The sequence below is a fragment of the Salinibacterium sp. 10G20-15 genome (genome assembly GCF_057365065.1).
Genome location: NZ_CP195118.1, coordinates 1,230,951 through 1,245,615, shown reverse-complemented (window position 1 = coordinate 1,245,615; position 14,665 = coordinate 1,230,951). Strand labels below are relative to the sequence as shown.

Sequence of the window (14,665 nt, the reverse complement as noted above, 5' to 3'; positions counted from 1 at the left end):
TTGACCAAGGTGGATAAAGCGGTTTCTCGACACCGAGTTAGCGGGCATTGAGCCGACGAACGAGAGCGATCAAGAGCGGTGTGCCGATGAGTGCGGTGAGCACCCCGAGCGGGAGTTCTCGTGGAGCAAAAGCGGTGCGAGCCAGAGCGTCTGCCCAAATCAGCAGGGTTCCGCCGAGCAGACCGGCGACAGGCAACGACACTCGATGGGTCGAACCAACGAGGCGTCGCGCGAGGTGAGGAACAACGAGCCCCACGAAACCGATCGCTCCCGATACCGACACAGCGGCAGCTATCGCGACGCTGACGATCAACGCCGCGACCGCTCGAAAGCGCGTGGGATTGGTGCCAAGGGCGCGCGCTGTGTCGTCGCCGATGGCGATCGCGTCGAGCTTTCGCGACCACAGCATCAAGAAAAAGGCGGCGATCGCGACTCCAGCCAGGGCGATGGGCAGTGACTGCCAGCGGGCCTGACCGAGCGAGCCGAGCATCCAGAACAGCACCGCTCGCGTGCCGTCGCGGGAGTCGCTCGCGAACACCAAGAAATTGGTGAGGGCTGCGAGGGCGAAACTCACTGCGATGCCGGCGAACACGAGTCGGGTCGGGATGAGGCGACCGCCGAGACGGGCGATCGAGAACACGAGAACGATGGCGGCCGCAGCGCCGAGGAACGCGCTGCCGGTCAAGGCGAGAGCGCCGGCACCCGCACCGAATCCGAAGAGAATACTGGCGGCTGCGCCCGTGGATGCGCCAGATGAGATTCCCAAGAGGTACGGGTCGGCGAGCGGATTACGCACGAGCGATTGCACCGCGACGCCCGTCATCGCGAGGGCGGCGCCGACGAGGATTCCCAGCACAACGCGGGGAACGCGGATGAGCCAGACGATGTTGTCGTCGGATCCGGGAGTCTGCTCACCGATGCCAAAGGCGTGAAAGGCGATCACGCGGGTGACGATGTCGGGGCTGATCGCAACGGGTCCGATGCCGACCGTCACGATCGCTGACGCCAGGAGGATGATGCTCAATGCGGTGATCCACGTGCCTCGAGATAGTCGCACTATTGCTGTCACGGTTTCGTTTCGTTGGGGGACTGTGATACTTAATTGATAACGATTCTCATTATTAAGTCAAATTAGACCGAGGCCTTGTGATCCACTTCCGCCTACTCCGGCTCGCCGGAACTGCCACCGCACTACTGAGCGCCATCGTGCTCGCTGGCATCGCCCTGAGCGCTGTCGCCATTGCGCAAGCCATCGCTACCGCTGAGCTCTTCACGGGCATCGTCACCGGTGCGGCGCTGGAGAGTCTCACTGTCGCGACCGTCGTTTTTGCGGGCGCGCTACTCGTACGCCCGGTGCTCTCGATGGCGCGCGAACTCACCGTGCACGCTGTCGCCGGCCGCATCAAAGTGCAATTGCGCAGCCGTATCCTCGCCGCAGAAATCGCCGCGGGCCCGCTCGCGAGCAGCGCTTCTCGCAGCGGCGAACGACAATCGCTTCTCGTTGACGCCGTTGAAAACTTGGAACCTTACTTTGGCCGCTACCTCCCGCAGCTCGTGGTGACCTTCGTCACCGGAGGGTCCCTCGTAGCGGCGCTGATCATGATCGACCCCGTAGTCGGAATCGTGGTCGGCGCCATAGCGCTGGCCGTGCCCTTCATCCCGCGCTTCTGGGATGCCGCCCTCGCCGGACGCGGCGAACAGCACTGGGCCGCCTACTCGTCGTTGCACGCGGATGTCGTGGATTCAATCCGCGGGATGCCCACTCTCAAAGCGCTCGGCGCTGTGCACCTTCGCCGCCAGCAGCTCTCGGCAGCCGGAGACTCGCTGCTCAGCGCGACGCTCTCGCAGCTGAAGCTCTCCCTGGTCGAATCAGGCCTCACGAGCTTCTTTCTCGTTGCCGGCCCCGCCGTCGCCCTGCTCGTGGGCGCCGCCCGCGTCAGCAGTGGCGAGCTCGCCCCCACCACCCTCTTTCTCGTGACGATGCTGTCGTTCGAGGTGTTCCGGCCGTTCCGCGACCTCTCGCAGTACTGGCACGCGGGCTACGCCGGAGTCTCGGCGGGCAACCGGATTTCGGCACTGCTCGCGAATGCCGAGCAGGTCGGTAGCGGTGTGACCGGCGGGGCTGTGACTGCGACTGCGGCTGCAGCTGCGACCGGCGTGACAGCAGCCGCACCTCACGGTCTCACCTCACCGCATCCGGCAGCTCACCCCTCCGACATTGTCGTACGCGCTGACAGTCTCAGCTTTCGCTACCCTGGCGCCGACAGCGATGCGCTGCACAACCTCAACTTCACTATCCCTACAGGGTCCACGGTCGCCATCGTTGGAGAGTCCGGCTCGGGCAAGTCGACCTTCGCCTCAGCGATGCTCGGTTTTGCGCAACCCACGACGGGTGAGCTCGTCATCGCAGGAGCATCCACAGCACTCCTCGGGCACGAAGGATGCTCGCCGCGCGTGTCGCTCGTCGCGCAAGATCCGGTTCTCTTCACGGGCAGCATCCGCCACAACCTGCACCTCGTTGCTCCCGGGGCGAGCGATAGCGATCTCTCCCGCGCGCTGTTCGATGCGGGTGCCGAAGAGCTGCTCGACCCCAGCCGTGGTGGGCTTGATGCACCGGTCGGTGACAACGGCGGGCTGCTCTCGGGCGGTCAACGCCAACGCCTCGCGATCGCTCGCGCGCTCCTGCGCGACAGCCCGATCCTGTTGCTCGACGAGGCCTCCAGCGCGCTCGATGCTCGCCGTGAAAACGCGATCCTTGAGCGACTGCGTGAAACCCGCAGGGCAGACGGTTCTGCTCGCACCGTGATCGTTATTGCTCACCGGCTCGCCCCCATCCGCAGCGCCGACCTCGTGCTCGTTTTCGAGAATGGATGCCTCGCCGAATCGGGGACCTACAACGACCTGCTCGCCCGCGACGGCGTTCTCACTCGGCTGCACGCCGCGCAAACCTCGGGGGTTCTGGCATGAAACTTGTGTTGCTGAACTCGACGCCGGTGCGGCTACTCGGCCCGATCATCCAACTTCTCTCGGTTTTGGAATCACAGCGGATGCTCTTGCTGCGGTCGACGCTGAGCATGACGGCGTTTCAGTTGTTCGCCGCTGCCACCGGCGCGATCAGCGTTGGCCTTGCCGCCGCCGTGACGACGCAATCAACCGACGTTGACCTCGGTTCCGGAATCGTCGCGGTGCTCGCGATCGGCCTCGTGATCGCGGTAATCGCGAACGGCCTCTTCACCTGGGTTGAGTCGTGGTTGAGTCACGTGCTCGCGTACCGGGTGATCGAAACGCTGCGACTGAAAGTGCACGACGCCATCGAACGCATCACTCCCGCCGGCATGAAACGACGCCGGGCCGGCGAGGTCGCGGGCTCTGCAATGGCCGACGTGGAAGCCCTCGAATGGTTTTACGCACACACGCTCGGCTCTGCCGCGAATGCCGTGGTGGGGCCACTCGTTGTCACCGCGACGCTCGTTGTTCTCGTGGGGCCCACGGGATTCATCGCCCTCGGCGGCGCGCTCGCGCTCGTCTCGATTCCGTCGCTCTTTGCTTCGCTTCAGGCTCGCCAGGGCCGCGCCGTTCGCTCCGAATTGGGTCGCCTCACTGCTATTTCGTTTGAGGGCGCCGAGAGTCTGCGCGAGCTTCTCGCCCTCGGGCTGAGCGCTCGCCACGTAGACGAAGTGCGCACCGCCACTCGTCGATTGCAGCGCCGCAAACGGTCCTTTGCCCTTCGTTCCGGCATCGAAACCGCGTTGGCGGACGCCGTTGTCGCCGTCACGACCATCACCACCTTGGTCGTGCAGGCCGACCGCGTCGCCGCGGGCGAGCTCGCTGCGGGACTGTTCCCCGTGGTGCTCGTGCTGACTGCCGCTACCTTCGCGCCGGCCGTTGCGATCTTCGCGGTCGCTCAGAAGTTGGGCGATGTGTCGGCGGCGGCCGAACGTGTCATGGAGGTTATTAAGGCGCCGAGCGTTGTCGCGGATCCGACTGGCACCCACGCGGCTGATGGCTCGCGCGCTGCCGGCGCGATCACTTTCGCCGACGTGCACTTCGGCTATTCCCCCACCGAACCCGTGCTCACCGGCATCGATCTTCAGATCACCGCAGGGGAAACCGTGGCCATCGTGGGCGCCTCCGGTTCAGGAAAGTCGACCATGGGCGCGCTACTCGTACGGTTTTGGGATGCCACTCAGGGCGACATCCTGCTCGATGGGGTGCCGCTGCGAGCGCGCGCCGGCGAACACGTGCGCGACGACGTCCTTATCGTTGGCCAGCATCCGTATCTCTTTCGTGGCAGCGTACGCTCGAACTTGCTGCTGGCGAATCCGGATGCCGCTGACTACCAGTTGTGGACCGCTCTCGACGATGCGGCACTCGGTTCCACCATTCGCTCGTGGCCCGAAGGTCTCGACCACACAATCGGTGAGGCCGGCGCGACACTCTCCGGAGGCCAACGGCAACGGCTTGCTCTCGCCCAAGCATTCTTGCGTGACCCCGCCGTGCTCGTGCTCGACGAAACCTCTGCGCACTTGGATGCCGTAAGCGAAGCCGCCGTGGGTGACGCCATCGCTCGTCGCCGTACCGGGAAAACCACCATCGTCATTGCCCACCGCATCGCCACGATCGCTCGCACTCCGCGCGTGGTCCTGCTCGCGAACGGGCGCATCGTCGCCGACGGCAGCCACCGCGAGTTGCTGGCGTCGAGCGCAGAGTACCGATCACTGCTCGGCCACCCGGCCGCAGCATCCCCCGACCACTCGACGGTTCTGTCGAGTTCCATCACAACCGCAGAAAGGGGGTGACAACTATGCAGACCATCGCCATTACGCCGATCGCCACCGAGCGCAACGAGGACCAGATCCTCGCTCCGAACGCGAACAACCACGGACACGTGTCCACCGCATTCGCTTGGGCCTAAGCCCCCGCGTTTAACAGAGGGTGCCCCGCTGCTCGGCGGCGGGGCACCCGAAAACGCTCCCCACTTCTCCTCGTTCTCGTCCCCGTTCTCGCCCGCAGGAAGGCATCATGCCCAGCACCGTCACCACCACGCCTCACCTCGAGATTCGTGCGCTCCCCAGCGATCGCACCCTCCTCACGACTCCGCGTGGCAACTCGTTCGCTCTCGACCTCCCCGCAGACATCGTCGTCGCCCTCGTGGAGGCGCTTTCGACCGGCACCATCTCGCCGAAGTTACCCGCCGAGTGGGAGACGAATGCGACCGCACTGCGCGAACTGCTCACCGCCGAGGATGTCTTCGCGAGTGCCCACGGCGATAGCTCCGACAGCAGTAGCGACAACCACGAAAATACGGATGCCGCAGCCCCGCAGTTCGATGCGGTCGCTTTCGACGACAGCGATGGCGCAACCGCGCAGCCCGGTGACCTGCTTGTGATGGGCGATCGCGCCGTTGCCTCCGCCTTGGTCGTTGCGATGGGCAACCTCCCTGCCGCGGCCGGCGGCACCGCCGACGCAGGCTCGGTACCTGCAGTGCGTGTTGTTCCGGCCGACGACTGGCAGCGCGTCATCCACCGCGCGTTCCGCACGGGCGAATTGCTCGTCCACTGCCTGCGGGGTGGCGATGACGCGACCCTCATCGCGTTTGATCGCCTGTGCTCTGATGCCCGCACGCCGTGGGTTGCTCTCGAACTCACGCGCTCGGTTGCCTGGCTTGGGCCGTTCGTGAGTCCCGGCACGGGAGCCAACTATGAGGACTTCGCGGCTCGTCGACTTGCGGCCGCCTTCGACCCAGTTGCTCACCGCGCTCTGCGCACCCCCGCTGTTGGCGGTGACAGCGGCGCACACCCTCAGCTCTTGTCAGCGGTATTCGCCACAGTCGCGCGCACTGTGGCCAACGCCACAGAACGGCGCGGCGACCTCGTGTGGGAAGTCGCAACCACAGGCGCAACCGAACATCCCGTACTCCCGCTACCCGCGAGCGTGATCTCGCACTCGTTGCCGCACTCGGTGAGCGATCTCGTCGATCCGGTCACAGGCCTGGTACAACGCACTCGCGCTGTGACTCACCACCCGAGCATCCCGGCCTCACTCGCCACCGCTCAGAGCGATGTCTGCAACATGCGCCGCGTCTCACGCTGGGCCAACAACACTTCGTGCCAGGGCTCGGCATTCAACGATCCGGGGCAAGCTGCCGCCAGTGCTGTGGGCGAAGCGGTCGAACGCTACTGCGGCAACCTTCTCGACACTTTGCCGGTCACCTTCGGCAGCTACCGCGAACTCTCGGCGAAGTCAGCGGTGCGGATGCTCGACCCTGACTCACTCGTGTTGTACTCCGACGAGCAGTACGACACCCCTGGTTTTCCGTTCGTGCGCATGACGGCCGATCTCCCCATCCACTGGGTTCCCGGTCGCTCGCTCACGACCAACGACGACATTCTGGTGCCCGCGAGCATGGTCTACGTGAACTGGTTCACGGCTGGATACTCGGCCGCTCCCGTCACCAACTTCTGCCCCTTCGCCGGCATCGCGGCCGGGCCGAACATGGAGTACGCGGTCGCCTCCGCACTCGAAGAAATCATCGAACGCCACGTCACGATGGTGTGGTGGCTCAACGAACAGCAGCACGCCGCGATCGTTCCGACGCCCGAAATGGATGCTCTCTGGGCTGGCGTTCCGGACTCCTACGGCCAGCGCCCCTCGATTGTCATGCTCGACAACGAGTTTGGCGTTCCGGTGGCAGCGGGCATCCTGCACAACGATGTCGACACTCTCGTGAACGTCGGTTTCGCCTGCCGCAACACGGCTGAGGCTGCCGCCCTCAAGGCGTGGACCGAAGCGTGCACCCTGCAAGAAGGCAGCCGTGATTTGCTGCGCACCGATGGCGCTCACTGGGATGCGATGGCGCGCGGTGAGCTCAACAGCCGTTCGTTCAAGCCGTGGCGTGCCGACCGCGCGTACCTCGACTCCTACCGTGACGACATGCGCGACTGCGACGACCTCATGGTGCAGCAGCAAGTCTTGCTCGACTCCCGTGCGGTTGACCACGTGGCACCGCTCGTCGATCGCCCCGCTCGCCGCCCCATCGGTGACATCCCCGCGCTGCCCGATCGTTCGGTTGCGGGCTATCAGGCCGCTATCGAAGCACAGGGTCACGAAGTGATCGTCGTCGACATTACGTCGGCGGATGTCGCGAGCACCGGCATGGCGGCAGTGCGCGTCATCGTTCCCGGCACCGTGGGTAACGCGCCCGCCGCTTTCCCGTTCTTGGGCAAGCGTCGCGTGCAAGATCTCGCGGTGGAACTCGGATGGCGTGACACTCCCCTCGCCGAGGCCGACCTCAACTACTTCCCGCTGCCGCACGCGTAATGACAGAGGCGACGCAGGGTACGGACGACTTAGTGAACTCTGCGAACACAGTGGACGCGGCGGTGGCGACGACGGTCGCTGCCGCCGGGCCGGCGCCCGAGCAGCGAATCGCGCTCGTGCCGCTCGCAGCAGAATCGTGCATTGCGGTGGGGAGCGATGGCCAGTTGTGGCACCTTGCGGTGGCGGCGAGCGCGGTGACCGCCGACCTTCGGGAACGACTTCGTGTCACCGTGCAACCGACGCCGCTTCCCCGAGTATCGCCTCACGACGTTCGGTTCGATTCGGTACTGGAAATGCTCGGCCTCGCTCGGCTTCTCGACAACAGTGTCGGCGGCTGCTCCTGTGACTGCGGCGCCGATGACGGCGACAGTGACGAGCCCACGATGTCGTTCGGCGTTCTCTTCCCCTTCGCGGGGCACTGGCATCGACTGCTGCTCGAAGCGGGAAGCGCCGTCGGCAGCGCCCAGTTCGCGGCGGACTGCCTCGCGGCGACTATCGCTGACCCCGCCACGGCATCCGCCTTGATGCGGCCGACAGTCACGACTTCCCCCGCCACCCGCATCGATGCTGGTGACCTCAACGACGACTCCATCCTCGCGCCCCGCCCCGGCATCCTCGAGCGCTGGCGCAACGGCCGCTGGGCCACCCACGCGCTCACCCCGGCGCCCCTCGTTGACCCGGTGACCGGCATCCTGCACCAGGTACGACGACGCACCAATCTCGCACCACTGCCGACCGGATTCGTTCACTGGCACGCCGAGTTACCGCACTTGCGGAGCGTCAAGGCCACGTTCACTCCGGATGCTCTGGCTCCCGCCGGAGCGCTCGACGATGGCTCGCGCTCTGAGCCACAGTTGCTCGAGCCCGCGTTGCTTTCGGGCATCGCCCACTATTGCGGGGCCGACCTTGAGCAGGGCGTCCGCACGCGCGCTTCGCTTACCGAACTGCAGCAGACCCATGAGCGAGCTTTCGAGATCGCGGCGTGGCAGCCCCACGATCCGGCCTTGCACGCGCTGGCCGGATTCCCCTTCGTCGAGCTGCGCGCCGATACGCGCATCGATTGGGTTCGGGGTCAGGATGCGGCAGGAGACATCTGGGTGCCGCAGAGTCTTGTATTCGCCGATTACTTGCGCGGCAGTCGCACCTCAGCGCTCGCTACGAACACCAACAACCTGGTGGGGCAACAGGCCGGGCGCACTCTGGCCGACGCCACCGAACGAGCCGCCGCCCATGCCGTGGCCCACGATGCCGTGGCGGTGTGGTGGTCATCGACGGCCGCCGCGAGCGCGGTTCCACTACCGCAATCGGTCGCGACCGTTTTCGCGGAGTCCGAACTGAAGGTTCACATCCTCGCCATCCCGTCGACCACGGGCATTCCCGTGCGTCTCGCCGTGGTGGATGACGTGAACAACACCATCCTCTCGCTCGGGTTCGCGGCACACACCGACGGCGACACCGCGAGCGAACTCGCCGTCGTGGAGGCGCTCATTCAGCACGCCTCCGCGCACGATCTTGCGCAGGAGAACAGCCTCATTCGCGACTCCGCCGCGCTCGGCAACGGAGCAATTGCTGGCCTTGTTTCGTGGGACCCCCAGCGTCGCTACGCTCACGCTTTCGGCCCTCAACATCGCGGTCTCATCGATCCGATGGCGCACGTGCAGTACGGCCTCGATCCCGCTGTCATCGAGCACGCGCGTCAACGCACTCAACCGCGCATGAAACCCCGTCCGCAACCGCATCAGGGCCTGTCGCCAGCCGCCGCCGTCGCAAGCACCCTCATCACCGTGGATGTCACAACCGACCGAGTAAGGGCGGCAGGCTTTCACGCTGTGCGAGCCATCATCCCCGGGTTCGCACGCTTACAACCCGCAGCTTTTCCGCTCGCTCCGTTCGGCCGCGTAGCCGAGGCTCGCGAAACCCTTGGTTGGGATGCCGCCCCCAACCCGGGCCCCTACCCCGGATGGTGAGACACGCTGCGCCTGACTAACCCAACTCCGCCGTCAGCACCGCATCGTAAATCTCCATCGCCTCAGCGATTTCGGCGGGCGTGACAATACACGGGGGCAGAACGTGGATGCGGTTCTCTGAGACAAAGGGCAGCAGCCCGCGCTCCACAAGGCCAGCCCGAATGCGCCCCATCGTTGCGGCGGGCACAGGTTCACGGGTCGCCCGATCGGTCACGAGTTCGAGGGCCCAGAACACTCCGCGACCGCGCACTTCGCCGATTGATGGATGACGCTCGGCGAGCGCGTGCAGCGCTGGCCCCAAGTGGTTCTCTGAGATGTCGCGCACGTGCTCGAGTACGCCTTCGGAGGCGATGGTGTCGAGCGACGCCACGACGGTGGCCGCTGCCAACGGATGCCCCGAGTAGGTGAGACCGCCGGGGAACACCCGGTCGTTGAAGTGCGCCGCGATCGGGTCATCGATGATCACACCGCCGATGGGAACATAGCCCGAGTTCACGCCCTTGGCGAAGGTCACGAGGTCGGGGCGCGCATCGAAGGCGTCGAACGCGAACCACTCACCGGTGCGCCCGAAGCCACACATCACTTCGTCGAAGATCAGCAGGATGCCGTGCTCGTCACACAGTTCGCGCACGCCCGCGAGGTAGCCGGGCGGCGGCAGCAGGATGCCCGGAGTTCCCGGCACGGGTTCGAGCAGCACGGCCGCGATCGTCTGCGCACCTTCGGCTTCAATCACGCGCCGCAAGTGCTGCAGCGCACGCTCGCTCTCTTGCTCGGGCGTCGTCGCCCAGAATTCGCTGCGGAACAGGTAGGGGCCGAAGAAGTGCACGTGGCCGCGCGCGAACTCGTTCGGGATGCGGCGCGGGTCACCGGTGGCCACAATGCTGCTGCCGGTGTTGCCGTGATACGAGCGGTACGCCGAGAGAATCTTGTCGCGTCCAGTGTAGAGCCGCGCCATCCGCATCGCATTCTCGTTGGCGTCAGAGCCGCCGTTAGTAAAGAACACGCGGTTGAATCCCTCGGGCGCAATCGCTGCCAGACGTTTCGCAGCCTCGCCCCGCGTGATGTTGGCGGTCGGCGGTGAGATCGTCGCGAGCAACTGAGACTGCACCCGGATCGCTTCGAGCAGGGCCGGATGCTGGTGCCCCAAATTCACATTAACGTGCTGGCTAGAAAAGTCGAGATACTCATTTCCGGCGTGATCCCACACGCGGGTGCCGAGCCCACTCGTGATGCTCACGGCCGCAGCGTGGGCGGGAGTCTGCGCCGACCACGAATGAAAGATGTGCGCCTGATCGAGTTCGAGCGCGTAGGCGTCGAGGTCGTCGTGGGGTCCGGTCATGGCGCGAGGCCTTTCTGAGCAAGGAAACAGTGCTTCTGCGAAAACGAATGCCGCCCTCACGAGCGTAAGGGCGGCATCCGATTAGCGTCCAGTGCGACTAGTTGCCGCCCTCGAGGAGGGTGACGTCGATGGGCTCGAAGCTGGAACCGGTGGTGTCGACACCATCGGCTTCGAGTTCTTCAAGCGCCTTCATGATCCAGTCGTTCGACCATGCCGTTGCCGGCGGGGCCGTGGTGATGGGGCTTGCGCCCGACTCGTTGACGGCGCTGATGGCACCCTCTACGGTGCGGTCCCACGCAGCTTCGTCGATGACGCCGATGCCGTTAGCGGCCGGCCAGATCAGCTTGTTGGTTTCGTTGACCATCCACAGTTCGTGGCTGGGGCCCCAACCGGAACCGGCAGCAACGGTGCCTTCGGCAGCAGACTCGGGGTTCTCAGCAGCGTAGATCCAACCCTTGACGACGGCCTTGAGGAAGGCGACCGTGGTGTCTTGGTAGTCCTCGTCGCTGTCGAGACGCTCGGTGTCAGCCCAGATCGCATCCTGGAGCATGGCGCCAACGGTCTCTTCGTAGCTGATGACGTTGAAGTCAGAGGGCTGGTAAAGCTCTCCGGTGTCGGGGTCGGTCGACTCAAGCAGCTGGGCGTACTCGTTGTACGTCATGGCCTGAGCGGCGTCGATGTCACCCTGCAGGAAGGCGTTCATGTTGAAGTCCTGCGTGATGATCTGCACGGTGGAGGAGTCGAGTCCCTCAGCAGCCATTGCTGCGAAGATTTCCCACTCGTTTCCGAAGCCCCACGAACCAATCTTCTTGCCCTCGAAGTCGGCGACCGAGTCAATACCCGAGTCAGCCCACGAGACCTGAAGCGTGCCCGACTTCTGGAAGATCTGGGCAATGTTGGTGAGGTTGGCGCCCTGTTCGATGGAGCCGAGAACCTTGGGAACCCAGGCTACGGCGTAGTCAACGTCGCCGTTAGCGAGAGCGTCTTGCGGAACGATGTCGCCGCCCGACGGGATGATTTCGACGTCAAGGCCCTCTTCTTCAAAGTAGCCCTGATCGGCGGCAGCAAAGTAGCCAGCGAACTGTCCCTGAGGGAGCCATTGGAGTTGGAGCTTCACTTCGGTGAGGCCGTCAGCGTTCTCGGACGAACCGCTGTCGCTTCCGTCGCCGGTGGAGCATGCTGCGAGGAGGACCGCTGCCGTTACGGCAAACGCTCCGGCCGCTAGTGAGCGGCGTTTGGTGAACTTCATGTCAGACCTTCCAGATTCACGGTGCAAGTGGATACTGCGGTACTGCTGTACTGCGGGTGGAGCGGTTATCTCCTTCCTTGTGCTGCGCGGGCTGTTCTCATCGGGAACCCCCGGTCGGTACGCGACGCAGCACCAGTCGTTCGAGGGCGAGCGTCGCTAGGTAGAAGAGCAGACCGAGAGCAATGGATGCCACGACATACGCCCAAGCGCGGCCATACGCGCTAGAGGCTGCCGAGGTTGCAATCAGGCTGCCGAGCCCTCCGCGCGGTCCGCCGAAGTATTCCGCTACGAGGGCGGAGATCACGGCGAGCGAGGAGGCGATGCGGATGCCGGTCAAGATGAAGGGACGTGCGGTGGGCAGCGTGAGCTTCATCAGCATCTGTCCGGAGTTCGTGGCGTAGGCCTTCATCAGGTCGCGGTGCACGGGCTTCGTCTGGCGAAACCCCCGCAACGTGTTGATGAAGATCGGCACAAATGAGGCAATGGCCGCAATCGCTTGGCGGCCGAACTGGCTGTCGGCGCCAAACATCGAGTTGAGCACGGGGGCGAGAGCCACGATCGGAACCACCGCGAGGGCCGCCACGATCGGGGCACTCATTTGGTCGACGATGCGCGAGCGGGCCGCGAGCGCTGCCCCGACGATTCCGACGAGCGAGCCGACCACGAGGCCGAGCAGACTGTTAGTCCCGGTGAGCGCCGTTGCCGACACCACCGAGGGCCAGAACTCAACGAGCTCCGTCACGATCGAGATCGGGCTGGGCAGCAGGTAGTCCGAGACACCACCAACGGTCACGAGCAGTTGCCAGATCACGAGCACGATCAGCCCGAAGCTGATCGGGGCCACGATGCGCAGCGTCGCTTCCGTGCGCGGGCTCCAGCCTTTCGACCGGCGCGCTCCTACTCCGCGACCGACGATCGTGTTCGCAGAAGTACTGGTGCTCGCGCTCATCGAGTGTCCACTCCCCGCGCTGTGGCCACACCATCACTGGTCGAGTGGTCGGCTCCGCCGTGCAGAGCTTCCCGCACCTCGGTAACCATTTCGAAGAAGGAGGATGCTTCGCGCAAGTCGTCGTCGCGTTCTTCGCGGCCGTCAGCGGCATCCAATCGCATAGGAACGATTTGGCTGATGCGGCCCGGTCGCGGCGACATGACGACGACGCGGTCAGAGAGAAACACGGCTTCGGGAATCGAGTGCGTCACGAAGACGACGGCAGCACCGGTGTCGGCGGCAATGCGCACGAGGTCGGTCTGCATCTTCTCGCGGGTCATCTCGTCGAGCGCTCCGAAGGGCTCATCCATCAACAGCAGGCGCGGCTGTTCCGCCAGCGACCGCGCAATGGCAACGCGCTGCTGCATTCCGCCCGAGAGCTGATCGGGAAAGCGGTCGGCAAACTCGGTGAGGCCCACCATGTCGAGAAGTTCCGCAACGCGAGTGCGACGGGCAGCGGATGCGACGCCGTGCAGTTCGAGCGGAAGCGCAACGTTCGCGGCCACCGAGCGCCACGGCAATAGCCCGGCCTGCTGGAACGCGATGCCGTAGTCCTGATCGAGGCGAGCCTGGGTAGCGGTCTTGCCAAACACCGTCAGCTCCCCCGAGGTCGGGTCGTCAAGGTCAGCGATCAAGCGCATGAGCGTCGACTTGCCACAGCCCGACGGCCCAATGAGCGAAACGAACTCGCCGGCCTGAACCGTGAGGTCGATGTTCTCGAGCGCATGCACGATGCCGGTCGCGGTCTGAAACTGCTTGTTGACTCCGCGCACCTGCACGGCAGCGGCATCCGCTGTCACGCTGGCACCGAGGTTGATGGCAGAAGTAGTGGTCGGGATCTGGTCGCTCATGCGGCCTCCTCGGTTCGTCTGTAGTCCTTGAGAATCACGCCGAGCAGGGCGACCGAACCGGCCGCAACAAGCCCGAGAACGATCGCGCCGAAGATGGGGCCCCACGCCTTAGAGGGGTCACCCGATGCTTGACCGGCAAACTGAATAAGTAAGCGACCGATGCCGCCTTGAAGCCCCGTTGAGACTTCGGCAACAACCGCACCGATGACGGCGTTAGCCGCACCGAGGCGAAGTGCCGGAAGAAGATACGGAACGGATGCCGGCATTCGCAAGCGCAGCAGAGTCGGCCAGTAGCCCGAAGCGTAGGTTTCGAACAGCTCAACGTGGATGCGGTCGGGAGACTGCAGCCCCTTGAGCGCGCCGACCGTAATCGGGAAGAACGCGAGGTAGCTCGCAATGAGTGCGACCGACATCCAGTCTTGCCACTCGAACGAGCCGATCTCGACGCGGGAGCCCCAGCTCTTCACCACGGGGGCGAAGGCGATGAGCGGCACGGTCTGGCTGATGACGATCCACGGCAGCAGTCCGAATTCGGCGAGGCGCCAGCGCTGCATGAGGAGCGCGAAGGCGATGCCCACGATCACTCCTACCGCCCAGCCCGCGGCGGCGATGCCGAGCGTGGTGAGCGCGGCGAGCGCAACGACGGCCCAGAGGGGAAGTGCACCGTCGGCGCGCGTAACCGGCTCAGCCAACCGCACCATCATGTCCCAGAGGTGCGGCATGGCCAGGTCGGTCGTGCGCGGGAGCACGCGGAGTTCACCAATCAGCACACCGTTGTCTGGACCGAAGAACTTGTAGCCCTCCCAGATCAGCGCGATGAAGAGAACGCCGGCGATGCCCCAGCCGAAGCCACCGAGCAGCCGAGCGCGCGCGGGGTTAGCCAGCGCACCCGGCGAACTCGCGGGGCGGACGGCAACCTCCCCGCGCTTGTCGTTGTGGGTTGCCGTCATC

General features: G+C 65.1%; 10 protein-coding genes. 4 read left to right on the top strand and 6 right to left on the bottom strand.

The window, feature by feature from the left end; translation table 11 throughout:
* Nucleotides 1-37: 37 nt before the first annotated feature.
* Nucleotides 38-1,069 carry a FecCD family ABC transporter permease gene (locus ACR3YK_RS05975; protein WP_486176292.1) on the bottom strand — a complete coding sequence of 344 codons (1,032 nt, stop codon included), beginning with the start codon at nt 1,067-1,069 and terminating at the stop codon, nt 38-40.
* Nucleotides 1,070-1,146: 77 nt separating this feature from the next.
* On the opposite strand from ACR3YK_RS05975, the gene ACR3YK_RS05970 reads away from it, so the two are divergent.
* The 4 genes from ACR3YK_RS05970 to ACR3YK_RS05955 all read left to right on the top strand — a co-directional run bounded on the left by ACR3YK_RS05970 (nt 1,147) and on the right by ACR3YK_RS05955 (nt 9,287).
* Nucleotides 1,147-2,967: an ABC transporter ATP-binding protein/permease gene (locus ACR3YK_RS05970; protein ID WP_486176291.1), complete on the top strand. Its 1,821-nt coding sequence runs from the start codon at nt 1,147-1,149 to the stop codon at nt 2,965-2,967.
* Complete coding sequence (locus ACR3YK_RS05965) at nt 2,964-4,799, top strand: ABC transporter ATP-binding protein (RefSeq protein ID WP_486176290.1); 1,836 nt, start codon at nt 2,964-2,966, stop codon at nt 4,797-4,799. Before ACR3YK_RS05970 ends, ACR3YK_RS05965 begins: the two co-directional genes overlap by 4 nt.
* 223 nt (nt 4,800-5,022) lie before the next feature.
* Nucleotides 5,023-7,320, top strand: a complete 2,298-nt coding sequence (locus ACR3YK_RS05960) for a YcaO-like family protein (RefSeq protein ID WP_486176289.1) — start codon at nt 5,023-5,025, stop codon at nt 7,318-7,320.
* 32 nt (nt 7,321-7,352) lie between these two features.
* Nucleotides 7,353-9,287, top strand: a complete 1,935-nt coding sequence (locus tag ACR3YK_RS05955) for a YcaO-like family protein (protein WP_486176288.1) — start codon at nt 7,353-7,355, stop codon at nt 9,285-9,287.
* A 16-nt stretch (nt 9,288-9,303) separates the two neighbouring features.
* Here ACR3YK_RS05955 and ACR3YK_RS05950 read toward each other — a convergent pair whose 3' ends face one another.
* The 5 genes from ACR3YK_RS05950 to ACR3YK_RS05930 all read right to left on the bottom strand — a co-directional run bounded on the left by ACR3YK_RS05950 (nt 9,304) and on the right by ACR3YK_RS05930 (nt 14,664).
* Entirely contained in the window at nt 9,304-10,626 is a 1,323-nt protein-coding gene (locus ACR3YK_RS05950) for an aminotransferase class III-fold pyridoxal phosphate-dependent enzyme (protein WP_486176287.1), read from the bottom strand.
* Nucleotides 10,627-10,723: 97 nt separating this feature from the next.
* Nucleotides 10,724-11,875, bottom strand: a complete 1,152-nt coding sequence (locus tag ACR3YK_RS05945; protein WP_486176286.1) for an ABC transporter substrate-binding protein — start codon at nt 11,873-11,875, stop codon at nt 10,724-10,726.
* A 97-nt stretch (nt 11,876-11,972) separates the two neighbouring features.
* A complete protein-coding gene (locus ACR3YK_RS05940; RefSeq protein ID WP_486176285.1) occupies nt 11,973-12,824 on the bottom strand; it encodes an ABC transporter permease in 852 nt (283 codons plus the stop codon).
* A complete protein-coding gene (locus ACR3YK_RS05935) occupies nt 12,821-13,714 on the bottom strand; it encodes an ABC transporter ATP-binding protein (RefSeq protein ID WP_486176284.1) in 894 nt (297 codons plus the stop codon). The genes ACR3YK_RS05940 and ACR3YK_RS05935 overlap by 4 nt, the downstream gene beginning before the upstream one ends.
* Nucleotides 13,711-14,664, bottom strand: coding sequence for an ABC transporter permease (locus ACR3YK_RS05930; protein WP_486176283.1), 954 nt, complete (start codon nt 14,662-14,664; stop codon nt 13,711-13,713). The genes ACR3YK_RS05935 and ACR3YK_RS05930 overlap by 4 nt, the downstream gene beginning before the upstream one ends.
* Nucleotide 14,665 lies beyond the last annotated feature (1 nt).